The sequence below is a fragment of the Thalassospira sp. A40-3 genome, from assembly GCF_015871485.1.
Lineage (GTDB): Bacteria > Pseudomonadota > Alphaproteobacteria > Rhodospirillales > Thalassospiraceae > Thalassospira > Thalassospira tepidiphila.
In genome coordinates this window covers 3,745,110-3,767,179 of record NZ_CP065428.1, presented here as the reverse complement: position 1 = coordinate 3,767,179, position 22,070 = coordinate 3,745,110, and the positions used below count along the sequence as shown (strand labels likewise).

The window sequence follows — 22,070 nt, the reverse complement described above, 5'->3', positions numbered from 1 at the left end:
CCCCGGGCGAGTCATTTTCTATTGATGATTCGCATAAATCTAATTTATACTACGGTATAAGTCGATTCTGTGGCCGATTGTTCGCCGCAGTACTGGTAAAAATAATTCCCATGTAGGGAGTATGTGTTTTGGTCTCGCCCGCCAACCAAGACGACGGTGTTGGAATTACCGACACCGATATTGATCAGGTTCTTGATGACCGCGCAGAAGGGGATTCTGCTGCGGTCAAAAATGATTCTGGGGCAGGCTCTTCGGGCGAGGGCAACTCACAATCCGCTGCAACGCAGGTTTTCACCAACATCCAGAACGTGATCGGCACTGCCTATGATGATGTTCTGGTGGGCGATGGTGGTGACAACACCCTGATTGGCGGCGAAGGCGACGACATTTTCGAATCGGGCGAGGGTGAGGATGTTGTTACCGGCGGCGAAGGACGCGATACCTTCGTGCTCCAAAGTGGTTTCGAGCAAACCACCATCACCGACTTCAACATTGACAAAGATGTGTTGGCACTTGGCGACCTTGGCGTCGACAGTGTCAGCGAGCTCATGGCGCTGGCCAGCGAAGATGCGTCTGGCAATGCCTTCATCGTGTTTGCCACCGGCGACAAGGTGATTTTCGAGGGCGTGTCGAAGGCAGATCTTGCCAATGTGACGCTGGTGGATGTCCCGCAGATCAACGAAGTTTCTGTCGCGACGGAGGGCGGGGATGCTGCCTCCACCGATGGCGAAGCCAATGTGATTGAAGGTGGGTCAGGCGACGATATCATCATCGGTTCGGATGGCGATGATGTGATTTTGCCGGGCGGCGGCGTTGATAGCATTGATGGCGGTGCTGGCGAAGATACCCTGTCATTTGACGGGGCTTCTGACGGCGTGCGCGCCGATCTTTCGCAAGGTTCCTCGACCGATGCCACTGGTGCCAATCGGACGTCCTTTGAAAATATTGAAAATCTCCGTGGGACATCGGGCAATGATGTTCTGACGGGTGATTCCGGCAATAACAGCCTGTCGGGTGGTGATGGTGACGACACCTTTGCCGCAAGCGACGGTGCGGACGTTGTTGACGGTGGCGCGGGCGAAAATACCCTTGATTACAGCCAGTCTGATAAGGGTGTTGAAGTCAATCTGGAGTCCGGCGCTGGTCGCACAAATGACGCGCAAGATACGCCGTCGCAAAGCGATACCGGTACCGCAGCCGATGGTGCCGCAAGCGGTGATGCGACAGGCGATAGTGGCACAGGCGGTACGGAAGCCGGTGGTACGGAAACTGGTTCCGGCAGCACCGGGGAAGCGGGTTCGACAGATTCTGGTGAAACCTCTGGCGGGGCTTCTAATGAGGCTTCCGGTGATGGCGCGACCGATGCATCCGGCAGTGAAGAAACCACCCAGAGTGATGGCGGGACCGACAGTGATTCCAGCGGTTCCGGTGAAACCACGACTGGCGATGCGGTAACGGAAACCGGTTCAACGGGCAGTTCTGAAGCACAGGAAGATACCACCTCGGGCGAAGCCACATCTGGCGGTTCAGAAAGCACAGACGAAACGGGCAGCACCGGCGATAGCGCGTCGGAAACACCAACCGATGGCGGTTCAGGTGCTGCATCCGGTTCCGAAGCGACCGGTAACGAAACCGGTGCGTCTTCGGGCGAAACTTCCGGATCGACGGACGGTGGAAGCACGACAGGCGAAACCGCATCAGGTGAGACGGAACCTTCCACGGGTGGTTCCGATTCTGGTGACGCAACCGGCGGAGAAGAAGCTTCAGGCTCTGACGGCGGTGAAGTCGTCGACGGTTCTGATACGGGTTCTGGTGCAGGTTCAGAAGCTGGTGCGGGCACCGAAACCTCTGGTGAAGACACATCTGGCGGCGAAACCAGCGGAGAAACTAGTTCCGACAGTGCTTCTGCTGGCAGCGGTGAAGATACGCTGGGTTCCGGCGATACCGAAGGTGGTGCAACCGATACTGGCAGTGCGGATTCCGGTGATGCTGCGGGCGAAGGTACTGAGCAGCCGGTAGACGAAGCAACCGGTGAAACATCCGGCGCTGAGACGACTGAGCCACAAGCTGGTTCTGAAACCACTGGCGAAGGCAGCGACGAAACACCGGCAGAAGGCTCCGGCGAGGCAGGATCAGGTGATGTTGCCGCTGATGGCGATCAGGCGTCTGATGCAGGTTCAACTTCCGATGAGACCCTAGGCCAAGAAACCACATCGGGTGATACCACCGAAGGCGTCGAAGCAGGCGCAGCACCCGAAGGTGACGCCGGACAAGAAACCTCTGGCGATGCAACCTCGGGCGCGGACGCAACGGGTGGTGAAACAACCGGCGGCACCGACGCTGAAGCGGATGGCGACGTAACCGATGCTGATGATGGCGACTCCAACGCCTTTGACAATAATCCGTCAGGTGCGGCCGACATCGTTCAGGGCGACGACGAGCCAGATACCCTCGGGGGGGATAGCGGAAATGACACCCTTCAGGGCAATGACGGCGATGACACGCTTGAAGGCGGCGCTGGCAATGACCTTTTGCAGGGTGGTGGGGGCAATGATGTCCTGCGCGGTGAAAGCGGCAACGACATCCTGCAAGGCGGTGATGGCAGCGACAGCCTGTTTGGTGGCGATGACGACGACGTACTGCAGGGTGGGGCTGGCAACGACCTTCTGGTGGGTGGCTCCGGCAATGATGTTATGGCGGGTGGATCCGGTGACGACTTCCTGCGTGGGGGCCAAGGCGATGATCACATCCAGGGTGGCAGTGGTGTCGATACTGTAAGCTATAGCGATGCCGACAGTGCCGTCACGGTTGACCTTGCCAACGAAACCGCGACGGGCGGTGCGGGCAATGACGTCGTTCAGATGGTGGAAAACGTCGTCGGTTCCGACTTTGACGATCACATTGCGGGGGATGATGCCGACAACATCCTTGAGGGCGGTGCCGGTATCGATACGCTGACTGGTGGTGCGGGGGACGACACCCTGACTGGTGGTTCGGGTGCTGACGACTTTGAGCTGACCGAGAATTTCGGCAATGACACGATCACTGATTTTGCCGATTCGGAAGACATTATAGATCTTTCCAAACTCGGCATTCAGGACTTTGCAACCCTGCAAACCATGATGTCCGATGATGGCAACGGCAACACCGTTATCGATTTCGGGGATCAGGGCACGCTCACCCTTGAAGGTGTCAGCAGCGACAGCCTAAGTGCGGATGATTTCCGCGGTTTCGGTCGTATTTTTGAAACCGAAGACAATGACGTCGGTGCTGGCACTGATGGCAACGACGCGCTTTATGGTTATGGCGGCGACGATACGCTCAGCGGTGGGGGTGGTGACGATGTCATTTCCGGCGGTTATGGCGATGATACGGTTTCGGGCGGTGCGGGCAACGATACCCTGCGCGGTCAGGAAGGTATTGATACTGTCGACTATTCCGGCGCCAATGGCGGTGTTCAGGTTGACCTTGGTGCAGGAACGGCGACGGGTGCCGATGGCAACGATATTCTTGATCGTATCGAGAATGCGACCGGTTCAGCCTATGATGACGAACTTTACGGCGATAACGGTGCCAACGTTTTGCGCGGTGGTGCGGGTAATGACACGCTTGTTGGTCGTGGTGGCAATGACACCCTTGATGGCGGCGACGGCGACGACCTGTTCGTTGGCGAAGAAGGCAACGATACCCTCATTGGCGGTGAAGGCAGTGACACACTTGATCTGAGTGCGCGCGAAAGCGGTCAGGAAGTTAATCTCGAGGATGGATCCGCGCGTGACGGCCAAACCGGCGAAACTGATACACTGGTTAGTGTTGAGAACGTAATTACTGGTGCTGGCGATGACACTGTCATTGCGTCCAGTGACGCCAATGTCATTTCGACCGGCGCGGGGGATGACGTCATTCGCGGCGTTGGCGGTAACGACACCATCGATGGTGGCGATGGCAATGATACGGTTTCCTTTGGCAATGAGTCCGGGCTGAATGTCGATCTTGCGAACGGCACCGCCACGATGGGTTCCGGGACAGCGCAGCTTTCCAACATTGAAAATATTACCGGGTCTGCAAACAACGATGTCATTTCCGGTGACGATGGCGCGAATACGCTTTCGGGTATGGCTGGTGATGACACCATTTCCGGTGGCGGCGGTGATGACGTGCTGTCTGGTGGTGCTGGGAACGATACTGTTGATTATACCGACGTTGATGGCGGTGTGACGGTTGACCTCTCGACCGGCACGGCAACCGGTGACGGCAATGACACCCTTTCGGGCTTTGAAAACGTTGTGTCAGGTTCTGGTAACGACATCGTTTATGGCAACGCTGTCGACAACATCATTAATACCGGTGCTGGCGACGATACTGTCTTTGGCAGTGCCGGTGATGACACCCTGATTGGTGGCGATGGCAACGATACCCTAAGCTATAACGCTGGTGTGACAGGTCCTGGGTCGGCCGTGACGGTTGACCTCGAGGCTGGAACGGTTTCCGGAAACGACTTTACCGACGTTATCTCCGGTTTTGAGAAGATCGAGGGTTCATCGGCCAGCGACACCATGCTGGGCAGCGGTGGTGACGATATCTTCCTCGGTGGTGCGGGCAGCGATACCATTGATGGTCGCGGCGGTGACGATACGCTGACCGGTGGATCGGGTGCCGATACCTTCGTTGTCCGCGCGGACAGCGGTAATGATCTCGTCACCGATTTCGATCCTGTGAACGACGTCATTGATATTCAGGGTATTGACGGTCTTGAGCTGTTCTCCGATGTCGCCGACTTTATCGGCGAAGACGCGGCGGGCAATGCGACGATTTCGGTTGGCGATGCTGTCATTACCCTTGAAGGTGTTAATCCCGATAGCCTGACCTATGCCAACTTCAAGGGCATCCGTTCGCTGGAAGGTACCGAGGACAGGGACGTTCTGATTGGTACTGACCGAAGTGATGTGATTAGCGCCAAAGACGGCAACGATGTGGTTTCCGGCGGTGCCGGAAACGATACGATTGATGGTGGTGCTGGCAATGATTTCATAACCGGTGGAACCGGCACTGACACCATTACCGGCGGTACGGGTGACGATGCGATCAATGGCGGTGCCGGCAATGATGATCTTGATGGTGGCGATGGTAACGATACCCTGAGCTATCAGGGTACTGACGGTGGTGTTGTTGTCGACCTTGCGACCGGACAGGCAACTGTGTCTGACGGCACTGATACAATTGCCAACTTTGAAAATGTCACGGGCTCGTCCTTTAACGACACTCTGGCCGGCGATGACTCTGCGAACGTGCTTGATGGGGGCGCAGGTAACGATGTTCTTGATGGTCGTGCTGGCGATGATGTGCTCAATGGCGGTGCCGGTAACGACACAATTGCGGGTGGCGCCGGCAATGACCGGATTTCGGGTGGTCTTGGCTCCGATACCGTTACCTATGCCGATGCATCCGGTGGCGTAAATGTCGATCTTGCTGTGGGCACGGCATCGGGTGCGGATGGCAACGACACGCTAAGCTCTGTCGAAAATATTGTCGGCTCGGATTTCGATGATGTGCTGACTGGCGATCAGTTTAGTAACGTCATCGAAGGTGGCGCTGGCGATGACACCATCACTGCAGGTGGCGGCAACGATGTTGTTTCCGGCGGTGAAGGTGCTGATACCTTTGTCTTTGGTGCCGAGACTGGCCGGTCCGTCATCACAGATTTCAATCCGGCAGAAGACAAGATTGATCTTGCTGGCTTCAATGTTCCGAACTTTGAAGCACTCAAGAAAATGCTCGGTACGGACAATGCGGGTAATGCAGTCATTACTATAAATGACAGCACTATCGTCCTGAATGGTGTTTCACCCGAAAACCTGACTGCGGAAAACTTTATTGACATTGAAACCCTGGGCGCGACCGAGGGCAATGATGTTTTGCAAGGATCCTTGGCGGCCGAGGTGATTGATGGCCTTGCGGGCAATGATACGATTGCCGGCGGTGCAGGTGACGACACAATTTTCGGTAACAGCGGTGATGACACCATTTCCGGCGGCTTGGGTCGGGATGTCATCGACGGTGGTGACGGCGAAGATACTGTTGACTATTCGGCCGGCGGTGGCGTTTCAGTCAATCTCGAAGCTGGCATCGGCGGTTTCGGGAACGAAGACACACTGATTGATATCGAAAATGTTCTTGGTTCAAACCAGAACGACACGATCATCGGAAATGATGGTGCCAACACATTGTCCGGCGGTGCTGGTAATGACACCATTTCCGGCGGTGCCGGTGATGACGCATTGCTTGGTGGGACAGGCAATGACAGGCTTTCAGGCGGTGAAGGCAATGACACCGTATTGGGCGGTTCGGGCAACGACTTACTCGTCGGCGGCCTAGGCAACGACACCCTTGTCGGCGGTAATGGTACAGATACAGCTGACTACAGCGATGCCGACGGCTCTGTAACCGTTGATCTTTCCGAGGGGACTGCAAGTGGTGCCGCTGGCGACGATACCCTTGAAAGTATTGAGAGTGTTCTGGGTTCAGATCACGACGACACCCTGATTGGTGACGATGCCAACAACATCCTTTCCGGTGGTTCTGGTGACGACATCCTTGATGGTGGTGCCGGCGACGACCTTCTGATCGGTGGCGCAGGCAGTGACACCATCGAAGGTGGCGATGGCGACGACACTGTAACCTATGCGGATGGCGGTGCGGTCAACGTTGATCTGTCGGCAGGAACGGCGAGCAATGCCGGCGGTACTGACAGCATTAGTGGCGTTGAAAATGTCATCGGTTCTGGCCAGGCCGATATCATCACCGGCGATGACGGTAACAACGTTATCAATGCCGGGGCCGGTGCTGATACCATCACCGGTGGTGCGGGTGATGACACCCTGACCGGTGGGACGGGGGCGGATGTTTACGTTGTTGGTCCGGATGCCGGAACCGATACCATCACCGACTTTGCCGTTGGCGAGGACCAGATTGATATTCGTGCTCTTGGTGTTGATACCTACGGCGCGCTTTACGAGATGATGTCCGAAAACGAAAACGGTGACCTTGTCATCGATTTCGGCGAAGGCACATCGATGGTGCTTGAAGGTGTCAGCCTTGAAGATATCACCGCAGACAACTTCATCGGGGTGCGTGACATTGTCGGAACGTCTGGTGATGACACCATGTCGGGGACCGATGGTCGGGACACGATGTCGGGTCTTGATGGCAACGACATCATTGATGGTGTTCAAGGCGATGACAGCATCTTTGGCGGTGCTGGCGACGACACCCTGATTGGCGGTCAAGGTGATGATATCCTGGATGGTGGCACAGGCGTCGATACAGTTGATTATTCCGACGAAACTGCTGGTATCAATGTCAATCTCAACGCCGGGACGGCCACGGCACAAAGTGGCAATGATCAGATTCGGAATGTCGAAAACATCGTTGCCGGTGCGGGCAATGATGTCCTGATTGGTTCTGATGTCGATAACATCCTCGCAGGCGGCGAAGGTGACGACATCCTTGAAGGACTGGGCGGGGATGACACCCTGTCGGGCGGTGCGGGCAAAGATACCGCAAGTTACACCAATGCCGAGGGCGGGGTTACTGTTGACCTTGCTGCACAAACGGCAAGTGGTGCGGCGGGTGAAGACACGCTTGAAAGCATCGAAAACGTCACCGGTTCGGCCCACGACGATATTCTGATTGGCGATGCTGGTGCCAACACGATTGATGCTGGCGCAGGCAATGACTCCCTGATCGCAAGTGGCGGCGATGATGTGCTGCGCGGTGGTACCGGGGTTGATGGCGTTGATTACGGTAATGCGACCGGCGGTATTACGGCCGATCTGGGCGCGGGCACTGTAACCGGGCTTGGCAATGATACGCTTTCGGGTATCGAAAATCTCAGCGGCTCTGATTTTGATGACACCATCACGGGTGATCAGGGGAACAACGTCCTGTCCGGTGAGGGGGGTGATGACATTCTGTCAGGTGGCAAAGGTAACGACACCCTTCTTGGTGGTGTCGGTGACGACACCCTGATCGGTGGCCTTGGCAAAGACCTGATTGATGGTGGTGACGGGATTGATACGGTTGATTACTCCGGTGCAGAGCAGGGGATAACCCTCGACCTTGCGACGGGTAAAACCGACGAAGACACTGGTGATACGGTTCTTAATGTTGAAAATGTAATCGGTTCGAACCGGAACGACGTTATTACCGGTTCGGATAGTGATAACACCATTTTGACTGGCGGCGGGAACGACATTATCAACGGCAGTGCCGGTGATGACGTGATCGATGGTGGCGCCGGTCAGGACGTAATTGATTACAGCAACAGCGAAACCGGCGTTGATGTTGACCTTGAAGCCGGTTCGGCCGCCAAATCTGACGGTACCGATCTGCTGAGCAACATCGAAGACGTGATTGGCTCGGATGCCAATGACAGCATCGGTGGTTCGGATGCGGCAAACACCCTGTCGGGTGGGGCGGGTAATGACACGATTGAAGGTCGCGCTGGCAATGACGTGATTTCCGGTGGCTCGGGTGATGACACCCTGTCGGGTGGTGAAGGGACCGATACCCTTGATTATTCCGAGGCAACCGGGGCGCAGAACATTGATCTGTCTGCTGGAACTGCGACCGGCGCAGATGGCAATGACACGATTTCCGGTTTCGAAAACGTCACCGGTACAGAATTTAATGACACCATCACGGGCGACGAAGCCGATAACGTGATCAATGGCGGTGCCGGTAACGACATGCTGATCGGCGGTGCTGGAGACGACATCCTTGATGGCGGCGCAGGCGATGACAGCTTCGTCGGTGAACTTGGCGATGACACTTATATTGGTGGTTCGGGTGCCGATACGCTTGATTACTCGGATGCTGCGTCCGGCCTGAATATCAATCTGGGCACCAACACGGCAACCGGTGAAGATACCGGTACCGACACCTTTGGTGGCATCGAACAGATCATTGCATCTGACCATGATGACGTCATCACCGGTGGTGGCAACAACGACACCATTCTTGCCGGCGACGGCGATGACAGCATCACCGGTGGTGCCGGGAATGACGTTGTCGAAGGTGGCGCTGGCAACGATACTATTTCCGGCGGTGCGGGTAACGATACGCTTGACGGAGGCGAGGGCGAAGATACCCTCTCGTTTACCGGTGAGTCAGGTGTTTCAGTTGATCTTCAGACGGGCGCAACCAGCACCAGTGATACGATTTCGAACTTTGAAAACATCACTGGTAGCGTTGGCGCGGATACCCTTCGTGGGGATGGGGAACGAAACACACTGTCTGGTGAAGCGGGCAATGACATCCTTGATGGTCGTGCAGGCGATGACGTCCTTCTGGGCGGTGCTGGCAATGATGCGCTGCGCGGCGGTGTTGGTAGCGACACCATCGACGGTGGTGCAGGGAACGATACACTTGATCTGAGTGATCTCTCCGGCGACCAGACCGTTGATTTCACCGACGGCACAGCCACCAATGGCATTGATACCGACACCTTTACCAATATTGAAAATGTCACGACCGGCGACGGCGATGACCTGATCACTGGCGACGACAATGGCAACGTTATCAATGCAGGTGACGGCGACAACACTGTCAATGCCGGCGATGGTAGTGACGTCATCACCACCGGCGAGGGCGCTGATGTCGTCGATGGCGGTGCGGGTAATGACACCATCAATACCGGCGACGGCGCTGATACTATTTCTGGCGGCGAAGGTAACGATGTTATTTCGTCTGGCGGCGGCGATGACCTTGTCGAAGGTGGCGCGGGCAATGACATCATTTCAGGTGGTGCTGGCAGCGATACGCTTGATGGTGGCGCAGGCAACGACACATTGCTGTCGGGTGCCGGTGATGACCGCCTGATTGGTGGCGAAGGCTTTGATACTGCAAGCTATGTCGACTCCGAGGCTGCCGTCACAGTTGATACCAGCAACAATACCGTATCCGGCACAGCAACCGGTACCGATACCCTTGAAGGCATCGAGGCAATCCGTGGTTCCGAGTTCAGCGACACCTTCATCGGTGGCGCACAGAGCGATACCTTTATCGGTGGTGCAGGGGATGACATCTTTGATGCCGGTGCGGGTGATGACACGCTGACACTTGGAAGCGGTTCGGATCAGGTGATCTTCAATCCGGGCGACGGACAGGATACTGTTACCGATTTCAATCCGCTCGTCGATACTATTGACCTGACCAGCTTCAATATTGCCGGTTATGGTGCGCTTGAGAAAATGTTTGGCACGGACGCCAATGGTGATCTGACCATCACGTTTGACAGCGGCGATACCATCACCCTGCAAGGCGTCACCCCGTCAGAGCTGACTGCCGATAACTTCATCGGTGTTGAAGTTCAGCTTGGTTCAGAAAACGCCGATGAAATGATCGGCGGCAGTGGCGATGACATCATCAACGCCCTTGAAGGCGACGACACGATTGATGGTGGTGCCGGGAATGACCGCCTGATCGGTGGCGAAGGCAACGATACCGTCGATGGTGGTATCGGTGATGATACGCTGGTCGGCAATGCCGGATCGGATGTGCTGCGTGGTGGTGACGGTAATGATACCGCCGATTACTCGACCGAAGGCGCAGGTATCAATGCCGACCTTGAGGCGGGAACCGTTACCGGTGGTGATGGTGATGACGTCCTTGAAGGCATCGAAAACGTCACCGGTACCCTGTTTGACGATACTTTGTCCGGTAATGATGAAAACAATACCCTGACCGGCCTTGCCGGGGATGACACCTTTGTCGGAGGTGCTGGTGATGACGTGCTTGACGGTGGCGAAGGTTCCGATACCGCCGATTACAGCAGTGCCGATCAGGGCGTTGATGTTGATCTGGCCGCGGGCACCGCAACCGGTCAGGGCAATGATACGCTGATCGATATCGAAGATGTCGTTGGCTCCGACTTTAACGACAAGATTGCCGGTGACGAGAGCAACAACACCATTTCCGGCGGTGCCGGTGGCGACGCGATTAATGCTGGCGCCGGGAACGACGTTATTGATGGCGGCGAAGGCATCGACGAAATCAGCGGCGGTTCCGGCGACGACATCATCAACGGTGGCACCGGTGGCGACATCCTTCTGGGTGAAGCTGGCAACGACACCATCAGCGGTGGCGAAGGCGACGATATTGTCGAAGGCGGCGCTGGCAGCGACTGGGTCTATGGCGATGCCGGGGATGACATCCTTGATGGTGGCAACGGCGAAAATGATATCGACACCGTTGACTATTCCAATGTCGATGCGGGTGTCACAGTCGATCTGATCAAGGAATATGCGACCGGTGGCGGCGGGGACGATATCGTTCGGAATTTCGAACGCGTCATCGGGACCGATTACACCGATACCCTGATCGGCAGCGACGGGGTCAACACCCTTGATGGTGGTTCGGGCGACGATACCCTTGTTGGCGGTGCGGGTGATGACGTCCTGATCACCGGCGAAGGCGAAGACCTGATCGTGCTCGAGCCGGGCAGCGGCAATGACACCGTGACCGACTTTGACGTCGAAAAAGACATCATTGATCTGTCGGCTTACGGCATCGAGGATTATGCCACCCTTCGTGACCAGATGTCCGATGATGAAAACGGCAATGCCGTCATCACCCTTGGTGATGGCGACAGCATCACGCTTGAAGGTGTCTCGGTCGATGATCTTGGTCAGAAAAACTTCTTTGGCTATGACGCCATCTTTGGCACCGAGTTCGAAGATGACATCACCGGCAGCCAGATCAGTGACGAAATCCATGCCCTTGAAAGCGATGACATCGTCGACGGTCAGGCCGGTGACGATGATATCTATGGTGACGAAGGCAATGACACGCTGATCGGTGGCGCAGGTGACGATACCCTGCGTGGTGGCGATGGCAGTGATACCGCCGATTATTCCGACACGACCGAAGGCGTCACCGTTGACCTGGGTGCAGGCACAGCGACGGGTGAGGCTGGCAACGATACCCTTGAAAGCATCGAAAACGTCACCGGCGGTAATGGCGATGATGTTCTGATCGGTGATGAAAACGCCAACATTCTGGACGGTGGCGCAGGCAATGACACGGTCTTTGGCAAGGGCGGAGATGACACGCTGATCGGCGGCGAGGGCGAAGATGTCCTGTCCTACGAAGACGCAGACAGTGGCGTGAATGTCGACCTTGGTGCCGGTACTGCAACCGGTGGTGCAGGCAATGACACGATTGATGGTTTCGAGACTCTAATTGGCTCCGACCATGATGACACGTTGGCGGGTAACGAGTTCGACAACGTCATTGATGGTGGCGCAGGCAATGACACGCTTTCGGGCGGTGCGGGTAACGACACCCTGATCGGCGGCGACGGCGACGATATCGTCGATTATTCCGACCAGACCGATGATGTGGTTGTCGATCTTGAAAACGGCACGGGCACGACGACCGATGGCACCGATACCCTCGATGGTATCGAAGGTGCGACCGGTGGCGCGGGTGATGACACCCTGACCGGTTCGACGGGCGACAACATGCTTGCCGGTGGTGCTGGTAACGACACGCTTTCGGGCGATGCGGGCAATGATACGCTTGCCGGTGGCGAAGGTGCCGACCTGATTGATGGCGGTGCCGGTGATGACGTCCTGTCGTTTGAAGGTGACAATGTTGCCGCAGAAGGCGACACCACCGACCATGTCGGGAGCCCGACCACCGATGGGACTGGTGAAGTTGCCGATATCTCTGGCAAGAACCTGTCTGATGACAGCTTCGTTGGTGGCGAAGGCAATGACACGCTGGTTGCCGGTTCCGGTGATGATGCGATCATCCTTGATCGCGATCATGAGAACGGTGCGGCCAACCCGTCCATCGTTGATATCGAAAACATCGATGCTGGCGAAGGCAATGACGTTGTCGATCTGACCAGCAACACTCATTCCTATGGCGATGTCACGGTCGATGGCGGTGCGGGCGATGACACCATCTGGGCAAATGATGGTAATGACGTCCTGTTGGGCGGCGAGGGTGCTGATAACATCAATGGCGGTGCCGGCAACGACACCCTTGATGGTGGTGCGGGTGACGACGTCCTGGATGGCGGCGAAGGTTCTGACACCATTGACGGTGGTGTTGGTAATGACACCATTAAAGCCGGTGCTGGCGATGACGTCCTGCTGGGCGGCGACGGCGACGATACCCTTGATTTGTCGGATGCCAATGGCGCGACCATTGATCTTGGCGCAGGCACCGCAAGCAGCGGTGAAACCGGCAGCGACAGCATTTCGGGCTTCGAAAATGTCATCGCGACCGATGGTGATGACACCATTACCGGATCGTCTGGCAACAACACGATTGATGCCGGTGCGGGCAATGACACCGTTTCCCTTGATGGCGGCAATGACGACATCGATGGCGGCGACGGTATTGATACCCTTGATCTGTCTGGCACCACGGGTGGTGTGACGGTTGATCTGGCGGCCGGTACGGCAAGTGGTGCCAACACCGGATCGGACACCATTGCGAACTTCGAAAATGTCACCGGCTCGGATAGCGCTGACGTCATTACCGGTTCGGACGATGCCAACGTGATTGACGGTGGTGCTGGCAACGACACCCTTGATGGTAGTGCTGGTGACGACACGCTTTCGGGTGGTGACGGTGCGGATACGTTTGTCTTCGAAGACGGCACGGACACCGACCTTGTCACTGATTTCGATCTGACGTCGGATACGATTTCGCTGCCGGATCTGGGCATTTCGGCTTGGACCGATCTGCAACCCTTGCTGTCTGACGGCCCTGACGGTGCGGTTATTACCCTGCCAGCTGGCGGTACGGTGACCCTGTCCGGTGTGGCTGTGGGCGATCTGACCCCGGATCACTTCACGGGTATCGACAATGTCGGCACGCCGGGTGAAGACACCCTTGGCGGTGGCGACGGCGATGATTCGGTTGATGGCGGCGGCGGCAATGACAGCGTCGATGGTGGCGATGGCAACGATACCGTTGACGGTGGTGACGGTGATGACTCCGTCGGTGGCGGTAGCGGCAATGATTCTGTTGGCGGCGGCGGCGGTGATGACACGGTCGATGGTGGTGACGGCGACGATACCGTTGATGGTGGCGACGGCAATGACTCCGTTGGCGGTGGCAGTGGTAATGACTCTGTCGGCGGCGGTGCCGGGAATGACACAGTCGATGGTGGCGATGGGAACGATACCGTTGACGGCGGCGATGGTGATGACACTGTCGGTGGTGGTTCGGGCGATGACACCGTCATTGGCGGTGGTGGCAACGATACGCTTGGCGGTGGCGAAGGAACCGACACCCTTGATGGTGGCGACGGTAACGACGTTCTTCAGTTCGAAGCCGACCGTATCGGTCAGGCCGGCGATGAAACCGACCATGCCGGTAGCCCGGGTGTTGATGGCACCGGCGATGTTGCCGACCTTGAAGGCCTTGGTCTGAGCGATGATCAGTTCGATGGAGGCGAAGGTGTTGATACCCTTGTCGGCACGTCGGCCGGTGATGCCATCATTCTTGATAATGATCATGCCGATGGATCGAACGCACCGTCGATTTCTGGCGTCGAAGTCATCGACACAGGAGCCGGCGACGATGTTGTCGATCTGACCAGCCAGACGGAATCCTATGGCGATGTATCGGTTGATGCCGGAACGGGTGACGACACCGTCTGGACCAACGAAGGCAATGACAGCATCAGCGCCGGTGATGGCAATGACCACATCAATGCCGGTGCAGGAAATGACATCGTTGATGCCGGTGCGGGCAATGACACAGTGGTCGGCAGTGCTGGCAACGATACCCTTTCGGGGGGTGACGGCTTTGACACGCTCGATATGTCCGATGTCGACGCGGATGTCGCGGTCAATCTGCAGGATGGCACAGCCAACGGCAGCGAAACCGGTGCTGATGTTATTTCCGGCTTTGAAAATGTCGTTACGGGTGCCGGTGATGACACCATCACGGGAAGTAGCGCCGACGACACCATTTCGTCTGGTGCCGGTGCCGATACCATTGATGGTGGCGATGGCATCGATCTGATTGATGGTGGTGCGGGCAACGACGTCATTTCCGATGGCGCGGGCAGCGACCTTGTTCTGGCCGGTTCCGGTGATGATACGGTCATCGCCGGTGCAGGCAATGACAGCCTTGATGGTGGCGACGGCACTGACACCCTGAATATGTCGAACGCAACGGGTGGTGCTGTTGTTGATCTTGGTGCGGGTACGGCGAGCTCGGCTGAAACCGGCAATGATCAGTTCTCGAACTTCGAAAATGTCACGACCGGTGCTGGCGACGACCAGATTACCGGATCGAACGGAGATAACGTCATCAATGCAGGTGCCGGTGACGACACCATTGATGGCGGTGCTGGTGATGACACGGTTGCCGGTGGTGCCGGTGCGGATACCTTCATCTTTGCCGATGGCACCGATGATGATGTCGTAAGCGACTTCACTCCTGGCGAAGACAAAATCTCGATTGATGATCTTGGCCTCGAAAGCTGGGGTGATCTGGTTCCGCTGCTAAGTGAGAACGGCGACGGTAACGCAGTCCTGAACCTGCCGGCTGGCGGTACGGTGACCTTCGTCAATGTTGCTCTCAGCGACCTGAGTGCTGATGATTTCAACAACATCACTGATGGCGCGACCCCGTACGATGATACCCTGCAAGGGACCGATGATGATGACACCATCGATGCCCTTGCCGGTGACGATACGGTTACGGGTGGTGCGGGTGATGACACCTTGCTTGGCAATGACGGTGCCGACACCCTGGACGGTGGCACAGGCAATGACAGCCTCGATGGTGGTGCTGGCAACGATACCCTGACCGGTGGTGAAGGCGACGACGCCTTAACTGGTAGTGCCGATAACGACGAACTCAGCGGCGGCGCTGGTGACGATACCCTTGACGGCGGGGCTGGTGACGACGTTCTGAACTTCGAAGCCGACGGAACAGCCACCAGCGGTGATACCACCGAAAACACCGGCAGCCCGGGTGTTGATGGCACCGGCGATATTGCCGATATCAGCGGCAAGAATATCTCTGATGATACCTTCATTGGTGGCGAGGGTAATGACACCCTTGATATGACCGATGGCAGTGATGCACTGGTGCTTGATGGTTCCAAACTGGGTGATGGTCAGACCACCACGTCGACGACCGAAACCCGCACCCTTGGCCTGACAGAATCGGCGAGCTCTGCGGATGTCGAGGCGGCTTGGTCTGATGCCAATCTCTATGCCTTTGACTTTGGTACTTCCTATGTCGATGGCGATGGCAAACTGAACCTTGCGGCGGCGGATGACGCGGTCAACTTTGATGGCAATGGCATCGGTAATGACGGCGGCGGTATCGCTGGTGGTCAGATCAACCACGATGCCCAGTCCGGCGAAAGCGAAGCCATCGTTGTCGATCTTGGTGCAGATGCCTCGACCGCCACGGTTCAGGTTTCCAACCTGATGGCCGGTGAAGGCGGCGGCGAGATCGGGTCATGGAAGGCTTTTGATGCTGACGGCAACCTTGTCGCTTCGGGCACGCTTGATGACAGCACGATCGATTACACCAGCAATGGTGTCGGCACGGCAACCATCAACGCCACCGATGGCAGCGGCAATGCGGTCGAATTCCGCTATATCGCGTTTGAAAGCGAGCCCTACGCCAATGGCTCAACAGGTTCGGACAGCAGTGACTTCTTTGTTCGTTCGATCAGTTTTGAGACGACCGTTGATGAAACCACGACCGATGGCGCACGCCTTGACGGGGTTGAGGTCATCATTGCCGGTTCTGGCGATGACGTGGTCGATCTGACCAGCGACACCATTTCGTACGGCGATGTCACCATCAATGGTGGTGCGGGTAACGATACCCTTTGGGGCAATGTGGGTGACGACACCATCAATGGCGAACTTGGCCATGACAATCTGGATGGCGGTGCGGGTAACGATTACCTTGATGGCAGCTATGGCGACGACATCATCGATGGTGGTGTTGGCGATGACACGCTGCAGGGTGGTATCGGCGACGATACCCTGCGCGGTGGTGCGGGCAATGACATCATTGTCGGTGGTGCGGATGAAGACGTCGTCATGTATGACGATGCGACGTCGGCTGTTGATGTTGATCTGGCGAACTACACCGCAACCGGTGGTGCCGGCAATGACGCGATCTATCATGTCGAAAACGTCGTCGGCTCGGATCATGACGACACAATCGCTGGTGATGCGAAATCCAACATTCTTGATGGTGGTGCCGGTGACGATACGCTTTCGGGCGGTGCTGGCAACGACACCCTTGTTGGTGGCGACGGCAATGATACCGCCGATTACAGCAACGCAAGCAACCCGGTAAATGCCGATCTTGCGACCGGTACGGCCAAGGTCGGCACAACCGAAACCGACAAGCTTTCCAGCATCGAAAACCTCATTGGTTCGAACGGCAATGACAGGCTTTCCGGTTCGGACGATAACAACACCCTGACCGGCGGGCTGGGCAACGATACCCTTTCGGGTCGTGCGGGTGATGACCTGCTTGAAGGTGGTGCCGGTAACGACATCCTTGATGGCGGTGAAGGCAATGACACCATTAGTGGCGGTGAAGGCAGCGACGTGATCACTGCCGGTGCAGGTGCCGATATCGTCGATGGTGGTGCGGGCAACGATACCGTCATGGCAGGTGCAGGTGATGACACCCTTGCCGGTGGCGAAGGTGACGACACCCTTGACCTCAGTGATGCCACCAGCGGTGCGACGGTTGATCTTGCGGCCGGTACGGCAAGCAGTGCTGAAACCGGCAATGACACCATTTCCGGCTTTGAAAATGTGATCGGCAGTGCCGCGGCAGACACCATTACCGGTGATGCGGCCAACAACACGATTGCTGCTGGTAATGGTGCAGACGTCATTGATGATGGCGCGGGCAACGACGTGGTCGATGCCGGTGCCGGTGACGATACCCTGATGGCAGCGGCAGGCGACGACACCCTTGATGGTGGCGCCGGCGAAGATACGCTTGATATGTCGGCTGCCAACGGTGCGACGGTGGATCTGTCGGCTGGTACTGCGACGTCGGCTGAAACCGGGACGGATGCGATCAGCAACATCGAAAACGTCATCGGTTCGGACGGCGAAGATGTCCTGACCGGATCAAGTGGTGCCAACACGCTGCTCGGTGGTGCCGGTGATGACACCATCGAAGGTGGTGCTGGTGGCGACTATCTTGATGGTGGTGATGGCCGCGACACCATCAGTTACGAAGGATCCGGCGAAGGCGTTGAAATCTTCCTCGGTGACACCGATGCCCATACCCATAATCCGGGTGAGGGCGGGCGTGCCTTTGGCGGCGATGCGGTTGGTGACATCCTTGCAAACTTCGAAAAAGTCATCGCATCCGCTCATGACGACTATGTCTACGGCAACAGCCAGAACAACGAAGTTGATCTGGGTGCGGGCAATGACACGTTTGACAATGTCGAAGCCGACATCAGCGAAGACACCGTCGATGGTGGTGCGGGCAACGACGTCATCTGGACCGGCGATGGTGCCGATACCCTGATCGGTGGCGAAGGCAACGATACGCTGCATGGCGAACGTGGCGACGACTACCTTGACGGTGGTGCGGGCAACGACACGCTTTATGGCGATCAGGGCAACGATACCATCGATGGTGGCGCCGGTGATGACGTCATCCATACCGGTTCGGGTGCCGACGTTGTTCAGGTCACCAGCCTGATCGGTGACAAGGTCGTCATGGACTTCAACACCAGCGTTGATCAAATCTCGCTCGATGCGCTTGATATCAGCACCTGGTCTGACCTGGCCCCGCTTCTGTCCGAAGTGAATGGCAACACGGTCATTGATCTTGGCGATCAGGGCTCTGTCACGCTGCGTGGTGTCCGCCTGAATGACGTTTCATCCGACATGTTTGTCGGTATCGAAAATGATGGTGGCCCGACCCAGTTTGATGATGTCCTGCTGGGCACCAGCGAGGATGATTATATCGATGCGCTTGCCGGTGATGACACCGTCGATGGCGGTGCTGGCAATGACACGCTGAATGGCATGGAAGGCAACGACACGCTTTCGGGTGGCGATGGGAATGACACCATCACCGGCGGCAGCGGCAATGATGTGATTTCCGGCGGGTCGGGTAATGACAGCCTCGAAGGCAACGAAGGCGACGACGTCATCGAAGGCAATGCCGGTGACGATACCCTGATCGGTCATGCCGGGAACGACGTCATGGATGGCGGCGGCGGCGATGATTACATCGACGGTATGGAAGGTGACGACACCATCACCGGTGGCGACGAAACCGACACCATTTACGGATCTGCCGGTAATGATTCGCTTGATGGCGAAGGCGGCGACGACGTTCTGTATGGCGGTGATGACAATGACAGCATCGCCGGTGGCGCAGGCAATGACCTGCTGTCGGGGGATGCTGGCAATGACACCCTTGATGGTGGCATCGGCAACGATACCCTGCTTGGCGGTGATGGTGACGATACGCTTCTCGGTGGTGACGGCGATGACGTTCTGTCGGGTGGCAATGGCAATGACCTTCTCGATGGGGGTACCGGCAACGACACCCTGACCGGAACCGATGGCACCGATACCCTGCTGGGTGGTTCGGGCAATGATACGCTTGATGGCGGTGCGGGTGATGACACCTACACCGGCGGTGCGGGTGCGGACGAAATCATCGTATCGAACAATTCCGGCAATAAGGTCGTTACCGACTTCAACACCAACGAAGACAAAATCAATCTGACGTCGCTCGACATTGATGACTGGGGTGATCTGCAAGGCCAGATGACCCAGGTCGGCAACGACACCGTGATCAATCTCAATGGTCAGGGGACGCTCACACTTGTTGGCATCTCAATGAGCCAGCTTAAGGCGGACATGTTTGTCGGTGTCGAACAGGCGTCTGGCCCGACGCCGTATGATGATCTGCTCTATGGCACGAGTAACAATGACACGATTGCCGCCCTTGCCGGCGATGACACTGTCTATGGCCTGAATGGTCAGGACACCATCAGTGGCATGGAAGGTAATGACAGCCTGTATGGTGGTGACGGCGATGACACGCTTTCGGGTGATGATGGCAACGACCTGATCGAAGGTGGCAGTGGTCAGGACAGCATTACCGGCGGCACCGGCGACGATACCCTTGATGGCGGATCGGGTGATGACCGCGTCTGGGGTGGCGACGGTGCTGATACCATCACCGGTGGTCAGGGTCAGGACAAGCTGTATGGCGAAGCCGGCAATGACACCATCAATGGCGGTACCGGCGATGACAGCATTCTGGGTGGTGCCGGCAACGACGTGATTGATGGCGGCGAAAACAACGACCGTCTCTATGGCGGCGATGGCGATGACACCATCGAAGGCGGCAATGGCGACGACAAGCTTTACGGTGATGCCGGCAATGACACCCTGATGGGTGGTGCCGGTCATGACAGCCTTGTCGGGGGTGCCGGTCGCGATACCGCAAGCTATGCCAACTCGACCACAGCAGTTGCCGCAAATCTTGAAAGCGGCACCGCAAGCAGCAGCGTTGGGAATGACAAGCTAAGCTCGATCGAAGACCTGATTGGTTCGAACTTCAACGATTACCTGTTTGGTGACGATGGCGCGAACCTGCTGTCGGGTCTTGATGGCAATGACATCCTTGGCGGTGACGACGGGGATGACACCATCTGGGGTGGCGATGGCAATGACAGCATCAATGGTGGCCGCGGTTCGGACCTGATCGATGCCGGTGCTGGCGACGATTACATCGAATACCAGAAGGATGCGAGCTGGACTGGCAGTTATGCTGCGAAAAACGTTGGCGATCCGGGGATGGATGGCACCAACGAACAGATCAATCTTTCGGGCTATAACCGTTCCGAAGACATCATTGATGGCGGTTCGGGCACCGATACCCTGGCAATGACCAGCGGCAACGACGCCCTGTTCCTTGAAGATCGCCTGACCGATCCGGGCACCAGCCCGCGCATCTCCAACATCGAAGTCATTGATGCCGGTAACGGCGATGACATCATCGATCTGACCAGTGATACGCTGTCTTATGGTGATGTAACCATCCTTGGTGGCACTGGCGATGACATCGTCTGGAGCAACGCCGGCGATGACGTGATCGATGGCGGTGCTGGCAACGATACCCTTTGGGGTGGTTCGGGCGCTGATACCATCACGGGCGGTGCCGGTCAGGATGTTCTCAATGGCGGTGCCGGTGATGATGTCCTGCAATACAACGCCGATGGCGTTTGGGATAACAACTGGTACGCCGTCAACAATGGATCACCTGGCGAAGATGGTCATCAGAACGACAGTGGCTGGGGTCATCACCATTTCCATGGCAATGGCTGGGGCCATAATGAGGGTGGCGACACTGGTACTGGCGAGACGGTCAATCTGGGTGGCTATAACCAGTCGAACGATGTCTTCACCGGTGGTGAGGGTATCGATACCCTGAAAATGACCAGCGGCAATGACGCCCTGTTCCTCGATGATGACGTCAGTGACGGTGATGCCAATGTCCGCATCAGCGGAATCGAAGTGATCGAGGCCGGTGACGGCAACGACATCATTGATTTGACCAGCGACACCGAAAGCTATGGCGATGTCACCCTTGATGGCGGTGCCGGGAACGATACGCTTTGGGGCAATGCCGGGGATGATCTGTTGCTGGGTGGCTCGGGCGATGACCATCTTTATGGCAGTGCCGGTGATGACACCCTGACCGGTGGCACAGGCTGGGATACCTTCCAGATCGGCAAAGCCGATGGGCATGACATCATTACCGACTTCACGCCGGGCGAAGACATCATCGATCTGTCGGAGTGGAACTACAACAACTTCAACCAGGTCCTCAATGACATGCATCTCGATACCGATGGCAATGTCGTCATTGAACTGGGCAATGATGCCTCTGTCACGCTGATGGGGGTCAATGATCCGGATGATCTGGATGCTGATGACTTCGGCTTTGGCAACTGATCAAGGATCAGAAGTCTGATTGAATAAAAACGGGCGGTCGTGATGACC

Annotated in this window: 1 protein-coding gene; it reads left to right on the top strand. The window is 56.9% G+C overall.

Features of this window, described 5'->3' with window-relative positions; all coding sequences use genetic code 11:
- The first annotated feature begins 128 nt into the window (after nt 1–128).
- On the top strand, nt 129–22,022 hold the full coding sequence (locus tag IT893_RS20205) for a M10 family metallopeptidase C-terminal domain-containing protein (protein WP_305791406.1): 21,894 nt from the start codon (nt 129–131) through the stop codon (nt 22,020–22,022).
- Nucleotides 22,023–22,070 lie beyond the last annotated feature (48 nt).